Here is a 25076-nt window from a genome sequence, read left to right as displayed (position 1 = left end):
CCGGTAAATCGCTTTGCAGCCATTGCTTTTTCGATTTATACACAGCTTCGCATTTCGCATCTTGCGTTCGGCCCATCGAGTCGCCGCAAATCTTGCGAAAAACGCCTTGGCGGCATTGCAATCGTTACCTCCGGCGGGGTCCGGACTGGTTGCAGGGCGGTTAAGGTCAAGGTCAGGCGGTTTGTGGGAACCGTCTTTCGGATAAGGATCCTTTATCGGCCACGCGCCGTTGCAGGATCGCAGGGAAATGGATTGAGGTAATTGTGACCGTGTCGGTGGGGGCTCTTACAGGAAAGCGCGTTGCGCGGGCGGCAATGGCCGCTGCGGCAGCCTGTGCCTTTCTGGCCGCGCTGCCGCCAGCCGTCGCCGCCGTTTCCGATCTTGTGGCTGCCGAAGATTCGCGCCGTTCGCTCAGCATTGCGGCGGGTGGCGATCTGGGCGGCTTTACCCCTGCTTCGGCCGATCCGCGCCTTCTGGCCTCGCTGAATGCCATTCGCGAGGGGCAAAAGGGCGATGCCGGCATGTTCCGCTTTACGCCCGCGGGCGTAAAGGAAGCGTCGAGCCGTGCGGTCACCGTGGCGGTGCGTGTCGATTCGCAAATGGCCCGTGCGGCCTCAATGCGGAAATCGGCTGGCCCCGATGCCGGATTGAACGTGGCGGGTGTTGCGCCGGTTGCTTTCAACCTTGGCATGGCGCGCGGCTATCAAAGCTTTGCGCAGACGGCGAAGATCGCCGATGCGGTCGAACCGGGTCTGCGCAAAAGCTATCTGCCCGAAGGCGTGCGTGAAATCGACGCGCCCGATCTGTCGCGCTTTACGCCGGCGAAGAAGAAATCGGGCGACAGCCGTTTCGGCGGTGTGGTCGAACTGAATGACGGCGCGGTCGCGGGCCGTGCGCCGCGCACTTTCGCGGATGGCGAGCAATCGGTCGACGTCAGCGGTTCCTATCGCGTGACGGGCAATCTGCGGGTGACGGCCGGTGTCCGCTATTCGGCAGAGCGTGAGCGTCTGGCGCCGCTGGCCGACGGGCAGCAGGACAACCAGTCCGTCTATGTCGGAACGCGTTTCCGCTTCTGACCCGGGCTTTCCGCCCGTTTTTCCGCCCGTTTTCCGCATCTCCATCCGATTGTCGCACGCGCGTAAAATCCCTGTTGCACCGATGGTTAAGGCGGAGTTGCAAATCCGCTTGCCGCCTCTCCGGTCACTGCCTAGGCTGACTGGCGGAGAGGAAGGAGCGTTGAAGGGGAAGCTAGAATGAGCAGAGTGGCAGTCGTCACCGGCGGTACGCGCGGTATTGGCGAAGGGATCAGCCTCGCGCTGAAAGACATGGGCTATACGGTCGTCGCCAATTTTGCGGGCAACGAACAAAAGGCGCAGGAATTTACCGAACGCACCGGTATTCCCAATTACAAGTTCGACGTTGGCGACCACGATGCGGTCATCGCGGGCTGCGCGCAGATCGCGTCCGACATTGGCGACATCGATATCGTCGTGAACAACGCGGGCATTACCCGCGACGGCGTGCTTCACAAGATGAGCTGGGACGACTGGAACGAGGTGATGCGCATCAACCTTGGCGGTTGTTTCAACATGGCCAAGGCGACCTTTCCCGGCATGCGCGACCGGAAATGGGGCCGCATCGTCAATATCGGTTCGGTCAACGGTCAGGCCGGCCAGTACGGGCAGGTCAACTATGCCGCCGCGAAATCCGGCATCCACGGCTTTACCAAGGCGCTGGCGCAGGAAGGTGCGAAATATGGCGTGACCGTCAATGCGATCGCGCCGGGCTACATCGATACCGACATGGTCGCCGCCGTGCCGCAGCCAGTGCTGGAAAAGATTATCGCCAAGATTCCGGTCGGCCGCCTTGGCCATGCGGATGAAATTGCCCGCGGCGTCGCCTTTTTCTGTGCCGAGGAAGCGACGTTCGTCACCGGATCGACGCTGTCGATCAACGGCGGCCAGCACATGTATTGATTCGCCGCCATCCGCCACGCGCGGAACGGCCAAGACAAAAGGGGCAGGCACTTCGCAGTGCCTGCCCCTTTTTTTATTCCAGCGCTTGAACGCTGCGTCAGGCGGGTGCCTCAGGCGGCCTGGGCCTCGGCGCCCGGATCGCGCAGCACATAGCCGCGGCCCCAGACCGTCTCGATGTAATTGTCGCCGTTGCACGCGGTCGACAGCTTTTTGCGCAGCTTGCAGATGAAGACGTCGATGATCTTCAACTCGGGCTCGTCCATCCCGTTATAGAGGTGGTTGAGGAACATTTCCTTGGTCAGCGTCGTGCCCTTGCGCAGCGAGAGCAGTTCCAGCATCGCATATTCCTTGCCGGTCAGATGCACGCGGGCGCTGTCGACTTCCACCGTCTTGGTATCGAGATTGACCGAAAGCTTGCCGGTGCGGATCACCGATTGCGAGTGGCCCTTGGAACGGCGCACGACAGCGTGGATACGGGCGACCAGCTCTTCGCGGTGGAACGGCTTGGTCACGTAATCGTCGGCGCCAAAGCCAAAGCTGCGCACCTTGGAATCCATCTCGGCAATGCCCGACAGGATCAGAACCGGCGTCTGCACCTTGGCGACGCGCAGCTTTTTCAGCACGTCGTAACCGTGCATGTCGGGCAGGTTCAGGTCGAGCAGGATGATGTCGTAGTCATACAGCTTGCCCAGATCGAGCCCCTCTTCACCAAGGTCCGTCTGATAGACGTTGAAACCCTCGGTCGTGAGCATCAGTTCGATAGCCTTTGCCGTCGTCGGCTCGTCTTCGATCAGCAGGATACGCATATGGATTTAGCCCCCTTCGTGGTCGGCCGGTCCACCCTGTCGGACGCCAACCGTAAACGCGATCTTCAATTAACCATACGAAAGGTGACCCAGAAAGGTTAATAAAGCTTAAAAGAGCTTAACGGAAAATTTTGAGTCATGATTGCAACAGTTTCCCGTGCGGAATCGCTGTTTCGAATCGCGGCGGGCATTTTCCGAATCAATGATGGCAACGATCGGAAGCGATACGCCTGCATTCAGCCCGCGCGGGCCAGCGCCTTTTGCCGCCGCCTCTGTACCGACGATCCGAGCCCCGCCGCCTCGCGGTATTTGGCAACCGTGCGGCGGGCAATTTCGTAACCCTGTTTCTTCAACTCTGTAACCAGCGCATCGTCGGACAGGATTGCATTGGCAGGCTCTGCATCGATCAGCGCCTTGATCGCTGCCTTCACTGCCTCTGCCGATGCGGCACCCTGATCGCCGCCGTCGCCGCCTGCTGCCGATGCGCTGACCCCCGATGCGAAGAAGAAGCGCAATTCGAAACAGCCGCGCGGGCAATGCAGGAATTTGTTCGCGGTCACGCGGCTGACGGTCGATTCGTGCAGATCGGTCGCCTCGGCAATCTCGCGCCGGGTCAGCGGGACGAGGGCGGAAACGCCGCGACGAAAGAATCCCTCCTGCCGCTTCACGATCTCGCGCGCGACAGTCAGGATCGTGCGTTGCCGCTGGTCCAGCGCGCGGACAAGGCGATTGGCATCGGCCAGTTGCTCGCCCAGCCAGCTGGAGGCTGCCTTGTCACGGCAAGAAGGGCTGACCCGCGCGTGATAGGCGCGGTCGATCACCAGTCGCGGCAGATTCTCGCGGTTGAGCGAAACGAGCCAGCCGACCGCCCCGTCGCCCCTGACCAGCACATCGGGCACTACCGGCGGCGCGGCCTCGACGCCGAACACATGGCCAGGTCGCGGGTCGCAACTGCGGATATCGGCGATCATCTCGGCAATATCCTCGTCATCGGCGCGGCACATGCGCTTCAGCTGCGCCAGATTGCCGCGCGCCAGCAGGTCGAGATTGGCAAGCAGCAGCCGCATGCACGGGTCGAGCCGGTCGCGCTCCGCCAGTTGCAACGCGATGCATTCGGCCAGATCGCGCGCGCCCACGCCAGTCGGCTCCAGTGACTGCACCAGTCGCAGCGCCGCTTCGGCATCCGTGGGCGAGACGCCAAGGTCGCGGGCCAGTTCTTCCAGAGGCACGGTGAGATAGCCAGCCTCGTCCAGCCGCCCGATAATCTGCCGCGCGACAAAGATCTGAACTGGCGAGCCATGCGCCATGCACAGCTGGTCCTGCAGATGTTCGCCCAATGTGGGGCCGCTGTCGCCGGCGAAATCGCTTCCGAAGTCGCCGTCGAACGAACCGCCGCCCGACGCTGCGCCTATCCCGGCGAAATCGCCCGTATCGCGGTCGCGGTCCAGCATTTCGGGCGCGATATCCAGCGCCGTATCGCCGCCTGTGGAGCCTGCCTCCGCCGGTTCCTCGGCCTTGGGCTTGACCTCTTTCTCACCCTCCTGCCCCGAAACGCGCAGCAACGGATTGGCGGCGGCGGCGTCCATCAGCACCGCTTCCAGTTCCAGATTGGAAAGCTGCAACAGGCCGATCGCCTGTTTCAGCTGCGGCGTCATCACCAGCGATTGCGACTGCCGCAGATCGAGGCGGGGTGCCAAAGTCATGGGGCGGTATGGATCGTCATTCGGTGCGGCCCGTTCACGTCAAAGCGTAAAGCCTTCGCCCAGATAGAGCCTGCGCACATCGTCATTGGCGACCAGATCCTCCGGACTGCCCGCGAACAGCACTTGCCCGCCATAGATGATCGCCGCGCGGTCGACGATTTCCAGCGTTTCGCGGACGTTGTGATCGGTGATCAGCACACCGATACCGCGGTTTTTCAGATCGATCACCAGATCGCGGATATCGCTGATCGACAGCGGATCGATACCCGCAAACGGCTCGTCCAGCAGCATGATCGACGGCTTGGCGGCAAGGGCGCGGGCAATTTCGCACCGGCGGCGTTCGCCGCCCGACAGCGCCATGGCAGGGCTTTCGCGCAGCCGCGTCAGCCCGAATTCGTCAAGCAGCCGCTCCAGCTCGCGCGAGCGGCTGGCCGCGTCGGGTTCGGACAGTTCCAGCACGCAGGAAATGTTCTGTTCCACCGTCATGCCGCGAAAGATCGATGTTTCCTGCGGCAGATAGCCAAGGCCCAGAATGGCGCGGCGATACATCGGCAGGTTGGTGATGTCCTCTCCGTCCAGCAGGATGCGGCCCGAATCGGGCTTCACCAGACCCATCACCGAATAGAAGCATGTCGTCTTGCCCGCGCCATTGGGACCAAGCAGGCCCAGCACCTCGCCCTTGGCCACGGTCAGCGAGATGTCGGACAGCACCGTGCGCTTGTCATAGCTTTTGGCGATCGACACCACTTCCAGCCCGCCCTGAGGCACGGGCGGGGCGGCGGTTTCGGCCGGATCGACCGAGGGGTCGAGCGTGGTCTGCGTATCGATGACTATGCTCCTGCCGCCAGTGCGGCGAAAATGCCGGTGCGGCCCATATGGGCGCGCTATACGGCCCCCTCAATACCATCTTGCCGATACGATTGAAGCCCCGATCCTGCCGATAGTGGATGAATTGGCAGGGTATTTGCATCCGGTTTGACCCGTATCGCCGCCTTGCGCCCGCCCTATGCCAGCCAATCGGCCCGGCTTGCCCTCTTGCCCCGCGCACCCTATCCGGCGGGACGATGACGGGGAATTTGCAATGTTGACGACGGATCAGGCCAAGGATTTCTGCGCGCAGCTGGTGGCCAGGGCGCAGGCCATGGGCGCGGACGCGGGCGATGCGGTCTATCTGGGCAAGGGGTCGCAATCGGTGGAAATCCGGCTTGGCGCGCTGGAAAGCGTCGACCGGTCGGAGGCCGAGCATCTGGGTCTGCGCGTATTCGTGGGCAAGCGGAGCGCTACGGTCGGGACCAGCGCCCTCGATCCCGCTTCGCTGGACGAGCTGGCCGAACGCGCCGTGGTCATGGCCAAAGGCGCGCCCGAGGATCCCTATGCGGGACTTGCGCCCGAAGAACTGCTGATGCGCGATGCGCCCGTCGACCTCGATCTGGTCTCCGCTGCCCCCGCGCCCGAAGAATTGCGCGCGATCGCAATGGAGATCGAGGATGCCGCCCGCGCGGTCGAAGGCGTGACCAATAGCGAGGGGGCCAGCGCGTCATACGGTCGCGGGATCGTCGGACTTGCCACCAGCCACGGTTTTGCCGGTGCCTATGAACAGGCCAGCCATGTCCGGTCGGGCGCGGTTGTCGCGGGCGAGGGCAGCGGGATGGAACGGGGCATGGCGTGGCGCATGGCGCATCATGCCGAAGACCTGCTCTCTCCGGCCGAAATCGGCCGTATGGCAGGCGAACGCGCGGTTGAACGGCTGGGGCCGGGCACGATGAAAAGCGGGCCCATGCCCGTGGTGTTCGACCGGCGCGTCGGCCGTTCGCTGATGGGCCATCTGGTCCATGCCATTTCGGGGTCGGAAATCGCGCGCGGCGCCAGCTTTCTTGCCGATTGCGAAGGCAAGCCCGTGTTCCCGGCAGGCATCACCATTACCGACGACCCGCTGCGCCCGCGCGCCATGCGCTCGCACCCGTTCGATGGCGAGGGTCTGCCCGTCGCGGCCAGCCGCCTTGTCGACGGCGGGGTGCTGACGGGCTGGCTGCTCGATTCGGCATCGGCGCGCAAGCTGGGACGCCAGCCGACGGGCCATGCGGCGCGCGGCGGTGGGGGATCGCCGGGCGTATCGGCCTCCAACATCACCCTGCTGGCCGGACAGGAAAGCGTGGCTGACATGATCGCCGATATTGCCGACGGCGTCTTGGTGACCGAGGTAATCGGCATGGGCGTCAATGTCGTCACCGGCGATTACAGCCGCGGCGCATCGGGCTTTCGCATCGTGAACGGCGAGATTGCGGGCCCGGTTGCGGGAATTACCATTGCCGGTAACATGAAGGATATGTTCGCGAATATGCGGGCCGCCGACGATCTGGACTTTGTGCAGGCGATCAACGTGCCCAGCCTGCGGATCGATGGCATGACGGTCGCGGGATCATGACGATAGCGGGGGATTGAGATGATGCGGCGCAGTTACGGATTCCTCGCTGCGCTGCTGTTGATCCTGCCATCATTGCCCGCAGGTGCGGCGGCGATCCTGACGGGGGGCGGCGACGATGCGCCTGCCGAAACCGTGGAACCGGCAGCCACCGGCGCGATCGAGGCCGAGCGCGACGCGAATGAGGACGAGCGGATCGCCGAGCGCATTCGCGGCATTTTCGCGGCGATTGCGGCGCTTTCGCATATCGAGGTTACGGTCCAGCAAGGCGTCGTCACGCTGACCGGCACGGTCGCCAGCCCCGAACAGGTGGAACAGGCAGGTGCCATCGCGGGCCGCGTGGCGGGAGTGGTGACGGTCGACAACCAGATCGAGCGCGATGTCGCCGTATCCTCCAATGTCGCCCCTGCGATCGAGAATATCGTCTCCCAGTCGCGCGGCGTTTTGCGGGCGCTTCCCCTGTTCGGTGTCGCGCTGGTAGTGGCGGGACTGGTCATTGCCTTCACCCGCTGGCTGGCGCGGCGCAAATCGCTGTGGGCGCGGCTGTCGCCCAATCTGTTCGTGGCCGAATTGCTGGCCAGCGCGGTGCAATTCGTGGGCGTGTTGTTCGGCATCTATCTGGCGCTGAAAATATTGGGCGCGACGGCCCTGCTGGGCGCCTTGCTGGGCATCGGCGGCGTGATCGGCATCGCCATCGGTTTCGCGGTGCGCGATACGATCGACAATTACATCTCGTCCGTCATGCTGTCGCTGCGCCAGCCGTTTCGCGCCAACGATCATGTGGTGATCGGCGATGACGAGGGGCGTGTGGTGCGCTTGACCAGCCGTGCGACGATCCTGATGACGCTGGACGGCAATCATCTGCGCATCCCCAATTCCACCGTGTTCAAGGCGGTGATCCTGAATTACACGCGCAATCCGCAACGGCGGTTCGATTTCGATCTGGGCATCGATGCCGACGACGATCCGGTGGATGCGATGGAAACGGGGATCAGGGCACTGGCCGCGCTGGATTTCGTATTGAACGATCCCGAACCCACCGCCCGCATCATGGAAGTGGGCGATTCGAATATCGTGATCCGCTTCCTTGGCTGGCTGGATCAGGAACAGACCGATTTCTACAAGGGCCGCAGCCTTGGCATACGCGCGGGCAAAATCGCGCTGGAAGATGCGGGTTTTGCGCTTCCCGAACCGATCTATCGCCTGCGCATGGACCCGCGCAGCGCGCCCGTCACCACGGTCGGCCCGTCTACGCAGGACGATGCGAAGCCAGCGGCCAAAGAACCGCGCCAGCGCAGCATTTCGCAAGAGGATCTGCGCCCCGAAAGCCACATCGCCGAGCTGGTCGAGCGCGAGCGGGCCGCGACCGGCGGGGACTTGCTCGATTCGGGCCGCCCGATCGAATAGGCGCCGCCCCATCGACCGGACAAAGCAAAAGGGCCGCCCGAACGAACAGGCGGCCCTTTCATTAATTACGGTCCGGAAGGATCAGGCCGATTTCGCGTCGTTGGCGCGTTCGATCGCTTCTTTGATCACGCGGCGGGCTTCTTCTGCGCCGCCCCAGGTGCCGATGCGCACCCATTTCTCGCTTTCAAGGTCCTTGTAGTGCGTGAAGAAGTGCTCGATCTGCTTCAGAACGATCTCGGGCAGATCGTCGAGCTCTTCCACCTTGGTGTAATAGGGGAAGGTCGAATCGACCGGCACGCAGACCAGCTTTTCGTCGCCGCCATGCTCATCCTCAAGATTCAGGACGGCGATGGGGCGGGCGCGGACGACGCAGCCGGGAATGAACGGGCTGCGCGCAACGACCAGCGCGTCGAGCGGATCGCCATCGGGCGACAATGTGTGCGGGACAAAGCCGTAATTGGCGGGATAGCGCATCGGCGTATGCAGAATGCGGTCCACGAACAGGGCGCCCGATTCCTTGTCGAACTCGTACTTCACAGGCTCGCCACCGGTCGGAACCTCGATCACGACATTGAGGCTGTTGGGCGGATTGTCGCCGGTGGGGATCATGTCGATGCGCATGGGTTTTCTTGCCTTCGCTGTTCTGATCGTCTGGTCGGGGCCGATACGCTGCGATGCGCCATACCGGACCCGCCGTTGCAGGATTGCCCGCGCGCTCTAGCGCCGCAGGGCGTCGCAGCCAAGGGGGTTAACCCCGCTTGGCCATCGCCTCACCGAAATGCCGCAGCTGCGAATTAACGCCGGGGCGAGAGGAATTCGTCCAGCAGGGTTTCACCCTCGCCCTTCTTTACCAGCCAGGGCCAGCGCAGTCCGCCGGTATAGTCGATCGACACGGTGCGATAATCCTCGCCCCGCTTGACCAGCAGCTCGATCGGCGAACCGTCCTTGGCCTTGGTGATCGCGGCCTGCATCGCATCGGCGGAATAGGCCTTGCCATTGACCGCCTGAATGGTCTGGCCTGCGACGATATCGTTCTTAAAGGCGATCCCGTCCCACAACACGCCGCGCACCTTGCCGTCGCCATTTACCGACATGCCCAGCGAGTAATACAGGTTCAGATAGTCGTATTCGGTCTGGATGCCCGCGCGGAAGGGATTGGGTTCGTCCTTGAACACCAGCTCGTACCCGCCCAGTTCGATGCCCTTTACCGGAGCGGGCGCGCCCGGCGTATAGACGCGGTCGCGCAGGAATTTGGCCCAGTCATAGGCATAGACGCTGTTCAGATCGGCGACGAGATCGTCGAAGCTGTATGTCTTTTCGCCATAATCGCCGTTCTGCGCGGCGAAAAAGATCTTGGCGAAATCCTCCAGCGATTTCGCGCCCTTGGTCTTGGTGCGGATCATCATATCCGCTTCCAGCCAGATCAGCGCGCCTTCGTTATAATATTCCTCTCCGCGAGAGAAGGAGGAGAAGGGCTTGGATTTGCGGTTGGCCGTGATCGGATCATAGGCGGTGTCGATCAGCGCGCGCCATGCTCGGCCCGGATCGGCCTCGGCATAGCTGCCCGCCGCATCGGCAATCTCGCCCAGCGTCAGCTCTTTGGTGTTGAGGCCCGAACGCGCGGCCAGCGGCAGATCCCAATATTGGGTCATGCCTTCATAGACCCACAGCAGATCGTTGCGCATCGGCTGCCGGTAATCGGGCGTCCAGGTCAGCGCGGGGCGGCGGAACTTGCCGTTCCAGCTATGCACCAGCTCGTGCGGGATGACATCGACGGAAAAGCCGTATTTGTCGGGATACTTTCCGCCTTCCGCGCTTTGGCCGCCTTCCCAGCTTTTGAATGTGCCCGGGTCCAGCGTGATTTCGGTGGAACGGTGATGTTCCAGCCCGATGCCGCCCAGATCGTCGGACAGGGCGATCAGGAATTCGTAATGGTCGAACGGGCGCGATCCGAACAGCAGGTCCGATTCGGTCATCATCGCCTTCATCGCGTCCAGCTCACCCTCGGGCATGACCAGATCGCCGGGATCGTGGGCGAACGCCTCGATCGTGACCTTGTCCGCGATTTCCCAGCTCTTGTGATACTTGCCCGCAAAGATCGGGCTGTCGACCAAAGTCTGGTAATCGGTTTCGGCAAAGCTGACGACATCGCCCTTTTGCGTCTGCCCGTCGAGCGCGGTGGCGGTGGCCCAGCCCGCAGGCATGGTCACGCGGGGCTTCACCCTGATCTGGCGGACATAATGGCCCGCGGGATACAGCGTCATCTGGTTGAACTGCAGGTTCATCAGATCGTCGGTCATCACCACGCGCCCCTCACTGCCGGTGACGGGCGAGGTATAGACCAGCTCTGCGGTGACTTCCTTCGCGCCATCGGGCAGGAAGACGTGGAAGGCATAGACTTCGACATTATCGCGGCTCCACGCGACGGGCCTGCCATCGACGAGGAAGCGGATGCCGTTCAGCGCGTCGATCGTGCCGTCGGGGCCGTGATGGCCGGGCAGCCATTCGGGATAGAGCAGCGTCAGCGTCTTGGTGCCCGCGGCGACGGGGATCACCTGTTTCGTGCGAAACACGCGATGCGCCAGATCGGTCGCGTCGATGTCGATCTGGATCGTCCCGCCATAGGGCGTGTCGACCGCATCGGGCACGCTGGCCGCGACGGGCAGGGCCGTGGGCGCAGAGCGGACCGCCTGCGCATGGGCGGGCGTGATCGAGAGCGGAAGGACGAGAGCGGATGCGAGCAGAGCGGCGCGCGCGCGTAGCGTGATGGTGATCATGGCCGGATGAATTGGCGGCTCATCGTATCAAATGCAACCTTCATCGCAGGCGCCTACGTCATTTGGCCCAAGCGGGCCGCGGGATGCACGATGTCTTTTCACCTTGCCGCCTTGGCGCTAAGGGCGCTGGCCTATGAGCACCGATACGCCACCCTCTGGTACCAAGACCCCGCAGGCCATTCGCGGCACACAGGATATTTTCGAGGAAGCCGAAAGCTTCGCCTTTGTCGTCGAGACGTTCGAGCGTTTGCGCAGGCTCTATCGTTTTCGCCGCGTCGAGATGCCGGTGTTCGAGAAAACGCCCGTCTTCTCGCGCTCTCTGGGCGAAACGACCGATGTCGTGTCCAAGGAAATGTACAGTTTCGAGGATCGCGGCGGCGAATCGCTGACGTTACGGCCCGAATTCACCGCAGGGATCGCGCGCGCCTATCTGACCAACGGGTGGAAGCAATATGCGCCGGTGAAGCTGGCGACCCACGGCCCGCTGTTCCGCTATGAACGCCCGCAAAAGGGGCGCTATCGCCAGTTCCACCAGATCGATGCCGAGATCATCGGCGCGGCCGAACCGCAGGCCGATGTCGAACTGCTCGCCTTTGCCGACCAGTTGCTGAAGGAGCTGGGCATCGCGGACGGGGTGACGCTGCAGCTGAACACACTGGGCGATGCCGACAGCCGCGACGCATGGCGCGCCGCGCTGGTCGAGTATTTCGAGGCGCATCGCGCCGAATTGTCCGAGGATTCGCAGGACCGCCTGCAGCGCAATCCGCTGCGCATCCTCGATTCCAAGGACCCGCGCGACAAGGCCTTCGTCGCCGACGCACCGCTGATCGACGATTATCTGTCGGGTGAGGCGCAGGATTTCTTCGGCGCGGTGACCGGCGGGCTGGACGCGGCGGGCGTCGCATGGACTCGCGTGCCATCGCTGGTGCGCGGGCTCGATTATTATCGCCACACCGCGTTCGAATTCGTGACCGACCGGCTGGGCGCGCAAGGCACCGTGCTGGGCGGCGGGCGCTATGACGGGCTGATGGAAGCGCTGGGCGGCCCTCCGACGCCTGCGGTCGGCTGGGCCGCAGGGATCGAGCGTCTGGCGATGCTGGTGGGTGATCGCGGCGACGATGCAGTTGCCGATGCCATCGTCGTGGCCGAAGACGATGCCGTCATCGGCGATGCCATTGCCGCCATCGGCAGGTTGCGCCAAGCCGGCATCTCCGCCGAAATGATGGCGAGCGGCAGCCCCCGCAAGCGGTTCGACAAGGCAGTCAAGATCGGGGCCGGTGCTATTGTCGCCTTTGCGGTGCGCGATGGCGAGGTCGCCCGCCGCATTCGCGCCGATGATGGCGTGACCGCGCGGATCGAGCAGGCTCTGGCGAACTGATCGACGCATGAACGTTTCCGACACCCGCCTGTCCCAGATCGCGCAGCGCTTTGCCGAGCTTGAGGCGCGGCTGGCGTCGGGCACTCTGGAGGGTGACGAATTCGTTGCCGCCAGCCGCGATTATGCGGAGCTGGAACCCGTCGCTCGCGAGGCGGCGGGCGTTGCCGCGATGCGGGCCGAACTGGCCGAACTGCGCGACATGCTGTCGGACCCCGAGATGAAGGCGATGGCCGCCGACGATATCGACCGGATCGAGCGCGAATTGCCCGATGCCGAGGCGAAGCTGGCGGTTGCCCTGCTGCCGCGCGATTCCGCCGACAGCCGCCCCGCCATGCTGGAAATCCGTGCGGGCACCGGCGGCGACGAAGCGGCGCTGTTCGCAGCCGACCTGTTCCGCATGTATGAACGCTATGCATCGGAACAGGGCTGGAAGGTCGAGACGATCAGCGCCAATGCCAGCGACATCGGCGGCTTCAAGGAAGTGGTCGCCAATGTCAGCGGGCAGGGTGTGTTTGCCAGGCTGAAATTCGAAAGCGGCGTGCACCGCGTGCAGCGTGTGCCTGTCACCGAAAGCGGCGGGCGCATCCACACCAGCGCCGCCACCGTGGCCGTTCTGCCCGAACCGGACGAGGTCGATGTGCAGATCGACCCCGGCGACCTGAAGATCGATATCTACAGGGCCAGCGGCGCGGGCGGGCAGCACGTCAACACCACCGATTCGGCGGTGCGTATCACCCATTTGCCCAGCGGCATCGTGGTGACGCAGCAGGACGAGCGCAGCCAGCACAAGAACCGCGCCAAGGCGATGCAGGTGCTGCGCGCGCGCTTGTACGAGAAAATGCGCGACGAAGCCCATGGCGAGGAGGCCGAGGCGCGCAAGGCCATGGTCGGCAGCGGCGACCGTTCCGAACGCATCCGCACCTATAATTTCCCGCAAGGGCGCGTGACCGACCATCGCATCGGGCTCACTTTGCACAAGCTGCCCGAAGTGCTGGAAGGCCCCGGCCTTGGCGAACTGGTCGATGCGCTGATCGCCGAGGATCAGGCCAAGCGCCTCGCTGCCCAGAATGGATAAGGCGCATGCATGATGCGCATGGCTGATGTCGCCGCTGCGTTGCGCGACGGCGCGGCGCGGCTTGCCCCCGTGACCGATGCCGCGCGGCTGGAGGCCGAATGGCTGATGGCGCATGCGCTGGGCTGTTCGCGGTCCGATCTGTTGCTGCGCCATATGGCCGAAGCCGCGCCGGATTCGTTCGACGCGCTGGTCACGCGCCGTGCGGGCGGCGAACCGCTTGCCCATGTGACCGGCGGGACCGAGTTCTATGGCCTGCCGCTGCGGGTCACGCCCGATGTGCTGGTTCCGCGCTCCGACACCGAATTGCTGATCGAGCTGGCGCAGGAAGCGCGGGCAAACGCCGCACCGCAACGCGTGCTCGACTGCGGAACGGGGTCGGGCGCACTGCTGCTGGCGGCCTTGTCGGTTTGGCCCGAGGCCCGCGGCAGCGGGATAGAACGCAGCCTTGCCGCGATCGAAGTCGCGCGCGCCAATATGGCGGCGCTGCAAATGCACAGCCGCGCCGAAATCATGGCCGGGGACTGGACGCAGACAGGATGGGCGGACGCATTGGGCCGGTTCGACCTGATCCTTGCGAACCCGCCCTATATCGCGACCGCCGATCCCGATCTTGCCGCCGATGTCGCCGCCAGCGATCCGCATCAGGCCCTGTTCGCGGGCGATGACGGGCTGGACGATTATCGCTTGCTGGTCCCCGCGATGCCGACGCTGTTGGCAAAGGGCGGCGTAGCGCTTTTCGAGATCGGGTCGCGGCAGGCCGAAGCGGTCATCGAACTGGCGCAATCGGCGGGATTGCGCGCCCGCGCGCACAAGGATCTGGCCCATCGACCACGCGCCGTCGCGATGTGGTCCGCGATCTGACACGTTTCGGGGCATAGCGGGTAAAAACACTTGGCACTGACCTGATTTGTCGATAGTCCTACCTGTGACGAGCGATCGGAGGTCGATTTTCTCATCGCTTTTCACTCCTCTTTATCTGTGAGCCCGCGGCCGCTTTTATGCGGTTTCGGCATGACAGAGGGGGCGGTCTGACGCTTTGAAGAGCGTTATGCCGCTGAAAGAGGGGGCTTACTCGACGCATTTGGTGTCGGGTTTTCCGGCTGAGTTAGCGACGCGAGCGGCAAATTCCGCAGCGCGCCGGACAGAGGAAAGAACTCAATTGAACAGCAATCGTGGCAATAACCGCCGCCGTGGCCGTAATAACAACCGGTCGCAGGGTGGCGGACAGCATCTAAACCGGATCGACAGCCGGGCACGTGGCAATGCGCCGCAGCTGCTCGACAAGTATAAAAAGCTTGCCGAGGAAGCGTCGCGCAACGGTGATCGTGTCCAGGCCGAATATTACTTGCAGTTCGCCGACCATTATTTCCGCGTCATCGCCGACGGCAAGGCCCGTCAGGACGAGCAGCGCCAGAAGCGCGAAGATGCGCGCGGCGATCGCGATTCGGACGACGATACGAACGAGGACGAGTACGACAATCGCGGCAACGACAGCGACCGCGAACCGCGTTCGCGCCGCGAATCGTCGGACGACAACCCTTTCGTGCGCGACAATCGCCAGCGCCGTTCGCGCCGCCAGCGCGATGACGAACAGGCCGCCGACAATGACGAACCCGAGGATTCGGTGAAGAATTCGGGTGGTCTCGATCCCCAGGCTCTGCCGCCTGCGATCGGCGATACGGGCAGCGACGATGCGCCGGCCGAAAAGCCCAAGCGCACGCGCCGTCCGCGCAAGCCCAAAGTGGCCGAATCCGAAGCGGCCGGCGGCGACGATAGCGACATGCAGCAGGCCGTAAACGGCTGACACTGACGCGGGCGGGCACGGCGATGCAGATGGCGAAAGCCGTGTCCCTGCCTGCGCGCATCAAACCGCTTGCCGATGCGCGCTGGTTCCGGCCAGCCGCAGCCCTGGCATGCGGGCTTTTCGCGGCAACGGGCTTCGTGCCGCTGGGCTGGTGGCCACTGGCGCTGGCGGCGCTTGCCGGATTGATGGCGCTGGGCTTCACCGCGCCGAATGCGGCCAAGGCGTTCCGCACCGGATGGCTGTTCGGTCTTGGCCATTTCACGCTTGGCCTTAACTGGATTGCGACGGCCTTTACCTATCAGGCGGCGATGCCCGTCTGGCTCGGCTGGGTCGGCGTGGTGCTGCTGTCGGGCTTTCTGGCCATTTTTACCGGCCTGATCGTGCTGACGGCATGGGCAACGGCTGTGCATGGCCGCGACCGGCTTTCCCCCGCCGCTTTCCTGTTCGCCTTTGCGGCGCTGTGGATCGGCGGTGAATTCCTGCGCGCCACAATATTCACCGGTTTCGCATGGAACCCGCTGGCCGCAATCGCGCTGGGCGGGTTCGACCGGCCGGGACTGGCGGTAACCGCGCAATTTCTTGGCACCTATGCGCTGTCGGGGCTGGTCGTGCTGCTGGCGGGGTGCTGGTGGCTGGCGGTTCGGCATTATCGCCAGCCGCTGGTCGCAGGTGTTTTGGCCCTATTGCCAATCGCGATGATGCTGGGCCCCTGGCCCGTCGTTGGCCAGCGCGCGGGCACTTTGCCGTTCCGGCTGGTGCAGCCCGACATCCGGCAGGAAGTATTGAACGAGCCGCAATGGTACGAACGCCATTTCGTCAAAACCATCCAGCTTTCAGGCGTCGAGCCCGACGATGATCGCACGCGGCTGGTGATCTGGCCCGAATCGGGCGTGCCCGACTATCTGCGCGAAGGCTATCCCGAACGCTATTACCGGCAGGCGACCTTTGCCGCCGATCCCACCATTGCCCGTGCGCGCATCTCGACCCTGCTGGGGCCGGGGGCCTTGCTGCTGACGGGCACGATCGATCTGGTGATCCCGCCCGGCGGTAACCGGGCGACGGGTGCGGAAAATGTCGTGACCGCAATCGGACCGGACGGAGAGATCGCTGGCGGCTATGCCAAGGCGCATCTGGTGCCGTTCGGCGAATATCTGCCGCTGCGCCCCTTGCTGGAGCCGGTCGGGTTGACGCGGTTGGTGCCCGGCACGTTGGATTTCCGTGCCGGTCCGGGGCCCCGCACGCTCGATCTGGGCCGTTGGGGCAAGGCGGGCATCCAGATCTGTTATGAAATCGTGTTTTCGGGAGAGGTGGTCGATCCCGACCACCGTCCCGATTACATTATGAACCCGTCCAACGATGGGTGGTTCGGTGCATGGGGGCCACCGCAACATCTGGCGCAGGCGCGGCTGCGTGCGATCGAGGAAGGGATTCCCGTCCTGCGGTCCACCACCACCGGAATCAGCGCGGTGATCGATGCGGGCGGCGTGGTTCGCGCCCATGTCCCGCGCCATACCGCCGCGGCGGTAGAGGGCAAGGTGCCCCCCGCGCTGGCACCCACGCCCTTTGCCCGGTGGGGACTTGCCCTCTCTCTGGGATGGGGCGTGCTACTATTCGGGATCGCGCTTGTTGCCTTGCGGCGGCGCGGGGTTTAATGCAGATATAAAGAACTCTTTATACGTGCATCGGGTCGTTTACGGCCTTTCAGATACCGGGAAAATCCATGCGTCAGAACTTCCTCTTCACTTCGGAAAGCGTATCCGAAGGCCATCCCGACAAGGTTTCGGACCAGATTTCGGACGCCATCGTCGATCTGATGCTGGCCAAGGACCCCGAGGCGCGCGTCGCCTGCGAAACGATGACGACGACCCAGCTGGTCGTGCTGTCGGGCGAAATCCGCTGCAAGCCGATGTACGATCTTTCGCGCGAGGAGTGGAAGTTCAACAATTACTGGGCCCCCGGCGCGCGCGATGAAATCGAAAGCGCGGTGCGCCGCACGGTCAAGGAAATCGGCTATGAACAGACCGGCTTCCACTGGGAAACGCTGACGTTCGAAAACCACCTGCACGGCCAGTCCGCCGAAATCGCGCAGGGGGTGGACGCCGACGAATCGACCAACAAGGACGAGGGGGCGGGCGATCAGGGCATCATGTTCGGCTTTGCCTGTGACGAGACGCCCGATCTGATGCCCGCCACGCTGGATTACAGCCATAAGATCCTGCAGCGTCTTGCCGACGACCGCAAATCGGGCGCGGCCCCTTTCCTTGAACCTGACGCCAAGAGCCAGGTGACACTGCGGTTCGAGGACGGCAAGCCTGCCGCCTGCACCGCAATCGTCGTTTCCACCCAGCACAAGCCCGGCTATCACACCGGTGAGAAAGAGGCGGAGCTGAAAGCCTATGTAAAGCAGGTGGTGGCCGATATCCTGCCGCACAATCTGCTGTCGGACGAGACGGTCTATCACATCAATCCCACCGGCGCGTTCGAGATTGGCGGACCCGACGGCGACGCGGGCCTGACCGGCCGCAAGATCATCGTCGACACCTATGGCGGCGCGGCCCCGCATGGCGGCGGTGCGTTTTCGGGCAAGGACCCGACCAAGGTGGACCGTTCGGCGGCCTATATCGCGCGCTATCTGGCGAAGAACATCGTCGCCGCCGGTCTGGCCACGCGCTGCACGATCCAGCTGTCCTATGCCATCGGTGTGGCGCACCCGTTGTCGATCTATGTCGATACCCATGGCACGGCGGCGGAGGGCGTTACCGATGCGGCGCTGGAAGATGCGATCCGCAATATCGAATCGCTGGGCGGATTGACCCCGCGCGGTATTCGCACCCGTCTGCAACTGAACCGGCCGATCTATCGCACCTCTGCCGCCTATGGCCATTTCGGGCGCAAGGCGGCTGACGGCATGTTCCCGTGGGAACAGACCGATCTGGTCGAAGAGCTGAAGGCCGCGATGGCGGCCCCCGTCACTGCCTGACCTTTCCGGCGCGGCGGAAACGCAGCTTTTATTTTCCTACGGGCGTTTCGCCATGCAGCAGGGCGGCTTCCAACAAGGAGCCGCCCTTCCCATGCCCAGCTATCCCGCCAAGCCCTATAACCCCGCTGCCCCCGACCTGACCCCGCGCATCATTGCCGAACTGATCGCGCATGAAGGGATCGTCTGCGAAGCCTATCGCGATTCGGTAGGCGTGTGGACGTGGAGTGTCGGCCTGACCGATGCGTCCGGTCACAAGGTGGAGCGGTACAAGGATAATCCGCAAAGCCTGTCGCACTGCATGGCCGTCTTCGTCTGGGCGCTGCGCCGCCAGTATCTGCCCGATGTGCTGGCCGCATTCGGCACGCACCAGCCCGCAGAGCATGAGCTGGCCGCGGCGCTTTCGTTCCACTGGAACACCGGCGGAATCGCGCGGGCCGAATGGATGCGGCTGGCCATGGCGGGCGACCGCACGGCTGCACGTCCCGCCATGCTGAACTGGGCGAAACCCGCTTCGCTGCTGGGCCGCCGCCGCAAGGAGCAGGCGCTGTTCTTCGACGGTATATGGAGCGAGCAGGGCAGGGCGATGGTCTATAGTGTCGCCAAGCCGTCCTATAGCCCCGTCAATGGCCGGCAAGTGCCGGTGGCTGATGTGCTGGCGGGCGTTTTCGCGGCAGAAGAGCAGCCGGTCATGGCGCCCGTCCCCCTGCCCGTGCCTGCTCCAGTGCCCGAACCAGTGTCGGCATCGGCGTCCGTCACACCGCCTGCTTCCGCCGCGCCGGTCTGCACCGCCGAACCGCAAACCGGCTGGCTGCGCCGAATTTTCGGATTTGGCTGATCGCGTCTGGCACTGCGCTGCGGTGCCGTTACACAAGGGGGCATGATTCGCCCCCTTATCGCTTCGCTGGCCGCGCTGGTCCTTACCGCCTGTGCCAGCGTTCCTGCCGGTCCCGCCGCCCCTTCGTCCGATCTTGCGCCGCTGACCGTGCGGATCATCGGAATCAATGATTTTCACGGCAATCTGCTGCCGCAAAAGCGCAAAAGCGATGCCGGACCGCTGACACCCGACGGCAGGGCGATCGATGCGCCCGTCGGCGGCGCGGCGGTATTGGCGACGGCGGTGCGGCAATTGCGCGCGCAGAACAGCGATTCGCTGGTCATTTCCGCCGGCGATCTGATCAGCGCCAGCCCGCTGGTCTCCTCGCTGTTTCTGGACGAACCCTCGATCGGGGTGATGAACCGCATCGGTCTGGACTTCAACGCGGTCGGCAATCACGAGCTTGATCGCGGGTGGCAGGAATTGCTGCGCATGCAGAACGGCGGGTGCGAGCAATTCGGTCTGCGCGAACCCTGTCAGGTCGAAAATCCGTTCGAGGGGGCCGAATTCCCGTTTCTGGCCGCCAATGTGACCCGGCCCGATGGATCGCTGCTATTGCCAGCCTATGGCATCAGGCATTTCGGCAGCGGAGAGCGCGAGGTCGCGGTCGCCGTGATCGGCCTGCCGCTGCAGGGCGTGCCCGCGCTGGTATCGCCCACGGGGATCGAAGGGCTGAATTTTGGGGACGAGGCCGACGCGATCAATGCGCTGGTGCCAAAGCTGCTGGACGAAGGGGCGGACGCGATCATCGTCGCCATCCATCAGGGGTTCGAGGCGGATGGCTATTACGATTCGGGCGACGATTGCGGCGGTGCCATCGGGCCGCTGAACGATATTCTGAAACGGCTTGATCCGCGGGTGGACCTTGTGATTTCGGGCCATACGCACCGCTATTACATCTGCGAATACAGCCAGTTCGATCCGACCCGCGATTTTCTGGTGACCAGCACCGGATATGGATCGGGCATGGTTGCCGATCTGGTGGTGACCATCGATCCCGCAAAGCATGACGTGCGGGTCAAGGCCGCCGAAATGGTCATCGTGCAGTCCGAAGACCCGAATTTCCGCCGTTTCGCGCCCGATCCCGAAATCGCAGCCTATGTCGCGCAATATGAACAGGCTTCGCGTGCGGCGGCGGAACGCCCGGTCGGGCGCATTTCGGGCCCCGCGCGCGAGGATGGATGGGAAAACGCGCTGGGCAATATGATCGCCGACGCCCAGTTGGCCGCCACCCGCGCCAATGGCGCGCAGATCGCCTTTATGAACGAGGGCGGGGTGCGCACCGATCTGGTGCCCGAAACGGCGGATGGCACGGTGACATTCGCGCAAATCTATGCCGTGCAGCCATTTGGCAATGTGCTGATGACGATGGACCTGACCGGTGCGCAGATTGCCGCCGCGCTGGAACAGCAATTCACCGTGCCCGACGCGCCCGAAGTGCTGTCCGTGTCCGACGGCTTTACCTATCGGCTGGACCGCACCAAACCGGTGGGCCAGCGCGTTTCGGACATGCGCCTGGACGGCACGCCGATTGACCCCGATGCCCGTTACCGCGTCACGGTGAACAGCTTTCTCGCGGGCGGCGGCGACCGGTTCACGGTGTTTGCCGAGCCGGAAGACAAGACCATCGGGCCGGTCGATCTGGATTCGTTCGAAACATGGATCGACGGCGAAGGCGGGCGCGCCTTGCCCGCGACGGACCGGATTACGCTGATCGGCGGTTAAGCCGCGGCTTGCCTGCCGCGCCGCGCCGCGCCACACCGGCATGATGGTAGAGGACCCAACATCCGCCCGCTGGGACGATGCACTGCACCGTGCGCGTGCCCATGCTCCGTTCCTGTCGGACCTGCTCGACCGCGAAACCGACCTCGCGGCGCTGCTGGCAAGGGGGGAGGGGGAGGCCGCGCTGGCGGCGGCGCTGGCGCGCGACGACGCGGATGTGGGCGTGCGGCTGCGGCGGCAGAGGCGCGGTCTGGCGCTGGTGCTGGGCGTGGGCGATCTGGCAGGCGCATTCCCGCTGCCGCGCGTAATGGCGGAATTAAGCGCCTTTGCCGACCGCTCGCTCGACACCGCGATCCGCGAGGCGGTGGGCCATCGCGTGCCCGACCATGACGTGTGGGGCGATGCGCCCGTGGGCATGGTTGCGCTGGCGCTTGGCAAACAGGGTGCGGGGGAACTGAACTACTCCTCCGACATCGATCCGATCCTGCTGTACGATCCGCAGACGATCCCCCGCCGCGAACGCGACGAACCTGGCGAAGCCGCGCAAATGGCTGCGCGGCGGCTGGTCCAGACGATGGGGGCGGCTACGGCGGAAGGCTATGTGCTGCGCGTCGACCTGCGGCTGCGGCCCGCATCGGAAGTCAGCCCGCTGGCCATCAGCTATGATGCCGCGATGACGCATTACGAAAGCTCTGCCCTTGCGTGGGAACGGGCGGCGTTCATCCGTGCGCGCAGCGCATCGGGCGATGTCGCGGCAGGGGAAAGGTTTTTGAATGCGATCAAGCCGTTCGTCTGGCGCAAATCGCTGGATTTCGGTGCCATCGACGAAATTTCGCGCCTCGTCCGCCGTATCCGCGAAAGTTACGACGGCACGCCGCGCCCCGGCCCCGGCTATGATCTGAAACGCGGTCGCGGCGGCATCCGCGAGGTCGAATTCTATGCCCAGACGCATCAGCTGATCCATGGCGGGCGCATTCCCGAATTGCGGGTGCGCGGCACGCGGCAGGCGCTGGACGCGCTGGCGGCGGCGGGCATCATCGGCGCTGCGGATGCGCAGGAACTGGGCGAAAGTTACGACCGGCTGCGCGTGATCGAACACCGGCTGCAAATGGTGCGCGACCGCCAGACCCATTCGTTGCCCGCCACCGCCGGGGAACTCGACAATGTCGCGCGGCTGGACGGGCTGGCCGACGGCGCGGCGCTGGTGGCAGAGCTGGACCATGTTACCGCCCGCGTGGGCGAACGGTTCGACCGGCTGCTCGAGGCGCATGGCGGCAAGGCGGAACCGGCCGCATCCGCTCCCGCCAATCTGGCCGAGCTGGGGTTCGAAAATCCCGCTGACCTTGCCGAACGGATCGCGGGGTGGAAGGACGGGCGCGTCAAATGCCTGCGATCCGACAATGCGCTGGCCGCTTTTGCCGAGATCGAGCCCGCGCTGCTGACCGCTCTGGCAGGCGCGCCCATGCCCGAACGCGCCATCACGCGCTGGGAACAGATGCTGGCGCGGCTGCCCTCGGCGTTCAACCTGTTTAAGCTGCTGGCGGCGCGGCCCGGCCTGCTCGATACTCTGGCGCGGGTTCTGGCATTGTCGCCCGCTCTGGCCGATGCGCTGGCGCGGCGGGGCGATCTGCTCGACACCCTGATCGACCGCACGGCATTCGCCCTGCCGCCATCGGTGGAGGAGCTGGAGCGCGAATATGCCGCCGATGCGCCGGATTACGAGACTTTGCTGGACCGCGTGCGCCGTGAAGTGAGCGAGCGGCGCTTTGCCATGGGCGTGCAGCTTCTGGACCATGCGCATGACCCGCTGGCCATCGCAGCGGGCCTGTCGCGCACGGCAGAGGCGGCCATCAGTGTGCTGGCCAGGGGCGCGGCGGACGAATTTGCAAATGATCACGGACGGATAGAGGGCAGCCAGCTGGTCGTGCTGGGTTTCGGGCGGCTGGGGGGCGGCGTGCTGACCCATGCCAGCGACCTTGACCTCGTCTATCTGTTCACCGGCGATCACGCGGCGGAATCGGACGGGCGACGCCCGCTGGGCGCGACGCAATATTTCAACCGGCTGGCCCAGCGTGTCAGCGCGGCGCTGTCGGTCCCCACGGCCGAGGGCGCGCTTTACGAGGTGGATACGCGGCTGCGCCCGTCGGGATCGCAGGGATTGCTGGCCGTCAGCATCGACAGCTTTGCCCGCTATCAACGCGAACAGGCGTGGACGTGGGAGCATATGGCGCTGATGCGCGCGCGCGTGTTGCACGGTCCGCCGCAGGCCGCCGCCGTTCTGGACGCATTTGTGCGCGATCTGGTCGCCGATCCGCGCGACGGGGACGCCTTGCGCGGCGCCGTGCTGGAAATGCGGGGCGAAATGGCGCGGCACAAGCCGCCTGCGGGTCCGCTGGATGTCAAACTGCTGCGCGGCGGCCTGGTCGATCTGGAGTTCCTGACGCATTATCTGCAATTGCGCGAAGGTGGCGGACCCGATGGCGCCTTTCTGACACCCGATCTGCGCGCGGCTGTGCACGCCTTGGCACAGGCAGGGCTGGTGCCGGGCACGCTGGTCGATGCGCATGATCTGCTGACGCGGCTGCTGGTATCGCTGCGGCTGGTCGCGCCCGATGCAAAGGAATTGCCCGATGCCGCGCGCGATGTGCTGGTCGCCAACGCGCTTGACGGAGCGGAGGGCGATTGGGACCTGCTGCTCGCCGCCCTCGACAAGGCGCGCCATGCGGTGGCAGGGGCATGGGCACAGATCTTTGGCGAAACACTGGAGCTTTGAAGATGACTGCCACCCGCCCCGATGCCGGCGATGCCTTTCCCGCGATCGCACTGGAAACGCCCGATGGCAAAAGCGTGTCGATTGCCGATTTCGCCGGAAAGCCCGCCGTTGTGTTCTTCTATCCCAAGGACAACACGCCCGGCTGCACGACCGAGGCGAAGGATTTCACCGCGCTGAAGCCCGCGTTCGACAAGGCGGGCATCGCTCTGCTGGGCGTGAGCAAGGACCCGCCCAAAAGCCATCTTAAATTTATCGAGAAGCAGGAACTGACCGTGCCGCTCGCCAGCGATACGGCAGCCGATAGCGGGCAGGACGGTTTGGCTGAGGCGCTGGGCATCTGGGTCGAGAAGAACATGTATGGCCGCACCTATATGGGGATGGAGCGGACGACTTTCCTTGTGAAGCCGGACGGCACCATCGCGCAGGTCTGGCGCAAGGTGAAGGTGAAGAACCACGCCGAAACGGTGCTGGAGGCTGCGAAAGGCATCGCATGATGCGCAGCGTCGGGCAGGCGGTGCGCGATGCGCTGTTGATTGCCGACCCCCGCGCCAAGGCGATGGCGGCGCGCGCGGTGGCGCGCGACTGGCGGCTGGGGCGGCTTTCGCCCCGCTTCGACGTGACCATGCCGGACGAACCCGCGCGGCCCGCCCGTCCCGAACTGTTGCCGCCCAATAAAATGCCCAAGCGCGGACGCGGCGGATCGGACCGCGCGCGCATCGCGCTGTGGCATTCGCTGGCGCATATCGAATTCGTCGCCATCGATCTGGCGCTGGATATGGTGGGCCGCTTCGGCGGGCAGATGGGCAGCCGCTTCGTCTCCGATTTCCTGTCCGTCGCCGCGGACGAGGCGATGCATTTCGCCTTGCTCGACCGCAAGCTGGCGGCATTGGGCAGCCATTACGGCGCATTGCCCGCGCATGGCGGATTATGGGAATCGGCGCGCAACACAGCGCATGACATCGCGGCGCGGCTGGCCATCGTGCCGATGGTGCTGGAAGCGCGCGGCCTCGACATCACGCCGGTGACGCTGGAACGCGTGCGTGCGCAGGGGGACGAGAATGGCGCGCGAATCCTGCAGCGAATCCTTGACGACGAGATTCGCCATGTCGCGTTCGGGACCAAGCATTTCGGCCAGCTGTGCCGTGACAGCGGCGAAACCCCTGTCGAAAAATGGCAATTTCTCGTCAAAACCTATTTTCGGGGCAGTCTTAAGCCACCGTTCAACGACTCGGCGCGCGAGTCAGCCGGTTTATCGCGGGAGTTTCGGGCAGGTATTGTCTGATTAACCTTTTTCACCCTAGCCAGTAACTCATGAGACGGCGGGGGGTTCCGACGATCTCGACATTTTTGAAAGCAGCTTGGCTGAACGCGTTCCGGAT

At 64.4% G+C, this 25076-nt stretch carries 20 protein-coding genes; 15 read left to right on the top strand and 5 right to left on the bottom strand.

Translation table 11 applies throughout. The annotated features are described in order from the left end of the window. Nucleotides 1-314: 314 nt before the first annotated feature. Together LOZ74_RS16415 and phbB are read left to right on the top strand one after the other, a co-directional pair. A complete protein-coding gene (locus tag LOZ74_RS16415) occupies nucleotides 315-1076 on the top strand; it encodes a hypothetical protein (protein WP_230292075.1) in 762 nt (253 codons plus the stop codon). A 177-nt stretch (nucleotides 1077-1253) separates the two neighbouring features. Beyond that, nucleotides 1254-1976: an acetoacetyl-CoA reductase gene (gene phbB / locus LOZ74_RS16410; protein WP_230292074.1), complete on the top strand. Its 723-nt coding sequence runs from the start codon at nucleotides 1254-1256 to the stop codon at nucleotides 1974-1976. 110 nt (nucleotides 1977-2086) lie between these two features. Here phbB and ctrA read toward each other — a convergent pair whose 3' ends face one another. From ctrA to lptB, 3 genes are all read right to left on the bottom strand, one after another. After that, nucleotides 2087-2782 carry a response regulator transcription factor CtrA gene (gene ctrA / locus LOZ74_RS16405; RefSeq protein ID WP_230279837.1) on the bottom strand — a complete coding sequence of 232 codons (696 nt, stop codon included), beginning with the start codon at nucleotides 2780-2782 and terminating at the stop codon, nucleotides 2087-2089. Between the two features lie 236 nt (nucleotides 2783-3018). After that, nucleotides 3019-4485: an RNA polymerase factor sigma-54 gene (rpoN, locus tag LOZ74_RS16400; RefSeq protein WP_230292073.1), complete on the bottom strand. Its 1467-nt coding sequence runs from the start codon at nucleotides 4483-4485 to the stop codon at nucleotides 3019-3021. A gap of 39 nt (nucleotides 4486-4524) precedes the next feature. Continuing rightward, complete coding sequence (gene lptB / locus LOZ74_RS16395; protein ID WP_230279839.1) at nucleotides 4525-5253, bottom strand: LPS export ABC transporter ATP-binding protein; 729 nt, start codon at nucleotides 5251-5253, stop codon at nucleotides 4525-4527. A gap of 313 nt (nucleotides 5254-5566) precedes the next feature. On the opposite strand from lptB, the gene LOZ74_RS16390 reads away from it, so the two are divergent. Beyond that, entirely contained in the window at nucleotides 5567-6910 is a 1344-nt protein-coding gene (locus LOZ74_RS16390) for a TldD/PmbA family protein (protein ID WP_230292072.1), read from the top strand. Between the two features lie 18 nt (nucleotides 6911-6928). Then, the gene (locus tag LOZ74_RS16385) at nucleotides 6929-8314 is read left to right on the top strand and encodes a mechanosensitive ion channel family protein (protein WP_230292071.1); all 1386 of its coding nucleotides are present in this window, start codon (nucleotides 6929-6931) and stop codon (nucleotides 8312-8314) included. A gap of 81 nt (nucleotides 8315-8395) precedes the next feature. Here the strand turns inward: LOZ74_RS16385 and ppa are convergent, their stop codons facing one another. Next, a complete protein-coding gene (gene ppa / locus LOZ74_RS16380; protein ID WP_230279842.1) occupies nucleotides 8396-8935 on the bottom strand; it encodes an inorganic diphosphatase in 540 nt (179 codons plus the stop codon). Nucleotides 8936-9108: 173 nt separating this feature from the next. Next, on the bottom strand, nucleotides 9109-11091 hold the full coding sequence (locus tag LOZ74_RS16375) for a M61 family metallopeptidase (protein ID WP_230292070.1): 1983 nt from the start codon (nucleotides 11089-11091) through the stop codon (nucleotides 9109-9111). 133 nt (nucleotides 11092-11224) lie between these two features. Between LOZ74_RS16375 and hisS the strand changes: the two genes are divergently transcribed. The 11 genes from hisS (at nucleotide 11225) to LOZ74_RS16320 (ending at nucleotide 24979) form a co-directional block, all read left to right on the top strand. Beyond that, nucleotides 11225-12469, top strand: coding sequence for a histidine--tRNA ligase (gene hisS, locus LOZ74_RS16370; protein ID WP_230292069.1), 1245 nt, complete (start codon nucleotides 11225-11227; stop codon nucleotides 12467-12469). Between the two features lie 7 nt (nucleotides 12470-12476). Further along, nucleotides 12477-13544 carry a peptide chain release factor 1 gene (prfA, locus tag LOZ74_RS16365; RefSeq protein WP_230292068.1) on the top strand — a complete coding sequence of 356 codons (1068 nt, stop codon included), beginning with the start codon at nucleotides 12477-12479 and terminating at the stop codon, nucleotides 13542-13544. 9 nt (nucleotides 13545-13553) lie between these two features. Continuing rightward, a complete protein-coding gene (gene prmC / locus LOZ74_RS16360) occupies nucleotides 13554-14405 on the top strand; it encodes a peptide chain release factor N(5)-glutamine methyltransferase (RefSeq protein WP_370638848.1) in 852 nt (283 codons plus the stop codon). A gap of 298 nt (nucleotides 14406-14703) precedes the next feature. Then, a complete protein-coding gene (locus LOZ74_RS16355) occupies nucleotides 14704-15348 on the top strand; it encodes a DUF4167 domain-containing protein (protein WP_230292067.1) in 645 nt (214 codons plus the stop codon). 29 nt (nucleotides 15349-15377) lie between these two features. Then, complete coding sequence (gene lnt, locus LOZ74_RS16350) at nucleotides 15378-17000, top strand: apolipoprotein N-acyltransferase (protein WP_230292066.1); 1623 nt, start codon at nucleotides 15378-15380, stop codon at nucleotides 16998-17000. Between the two features lie 68 nt (nucleotides 17001-17068). Further along, entirely contained in the window at nucleotides 17069-18328 is a 1260-nt protein-coding gene (gene metK, locus LOZ74_RS16345; protein ID WP_230292065.1) for a methionine adenosyltransferase, read from the top strand. 91 nt (nucleotides 18329-18419) lie between these two features. After that, nucleotides 18420-19163 carry a lysozyme gene (locus tag LOZ74_RS16340; protein ID WP_230292064.1) on the top strand — a complete coding sequence of 248 codons (744 nt, stop codon included), beginning with the start codon at nucleotides 18420-18422 and terminating at the stop codon, nucleotides 19161-19163. Nucleotides 19164-19205: 42 nt separating this feature from the next. Then, the gene (locus LOZ74_RS16335) at nucleotides 19206-20927 is read left to right on the top strand and encodes a bifunctional UDP-sugar hydrolase/5'-nucleotidase (RefSeq protein WP_230292063.1); all 1722 of its coding nucleotides are present in this window, start codon (nucleotides 19206-19208) and stop codon (nucleotides 20925-20927) included. Nucleotides 20928-20967: 40 nt separating this feature from the next. Then, the gene (glnE, locus tag LOZ74_RS16330) at nucleotides 20968-23697 is read left to right on the top strand and encodes a bifunctional [glutamate--ammonia ligase]-adenylyl-L-tyrosine phosphorylase/[glutamate--ammonia-ligase] adenylyltransferase (protein ID WP_230292062.1); all 2730 of its coding nucleotides are present in this window, start codon (nucleotides 20968-20970) and stop codon (nucleotides 23695-23697) included. A 2-nt stretch (nucleotides 23698-23699) separates the two neighbouring features. Then, the gene (locus LOZ74_RS16325) at nucleotides 23700-24191 is read left to right on the top strand and encodes a peroxiredoxin (protein WP_230292061.1); all 492 of its coding nucleotides are present in this window, start codon (nucleotides 23700-23702) and stop codon (nucleotides 24189-24191) included. Further along, complete coding sequence (locus LOZ74_RS16320; RefSeq protein ID WP_230292060.1) at nucleotides 24188-24979, top strand: ferritin-like domain-containing protein; 792 nt, start codon at nucleotides 24188-24190, stop codon at nucleotides 24977-24979. The genes LOZ74_RS16325 and LOZ74_RS16320 overlap by 4 nt, the downstream gene beginning before the upstream one ends. Nucleotides 24980-25076 lie beyond the last annotated feature (97 nt).

The sequence above is a fragment of the Croceicoccus sp. Ery5 genome, assembly GCF_020985325.1.
Classification (GTDB): Bacteria; Pseudomonadota; Alphaproteobacteria; order Sphingomonadales; family Sphingomonadaceae; genus Croceicoccus.
The sequence above is the reverse complement of the archived record's forward strand: the minus strand, read 5'-3'. Positions and strand labels throughout refer to the sequence as shown.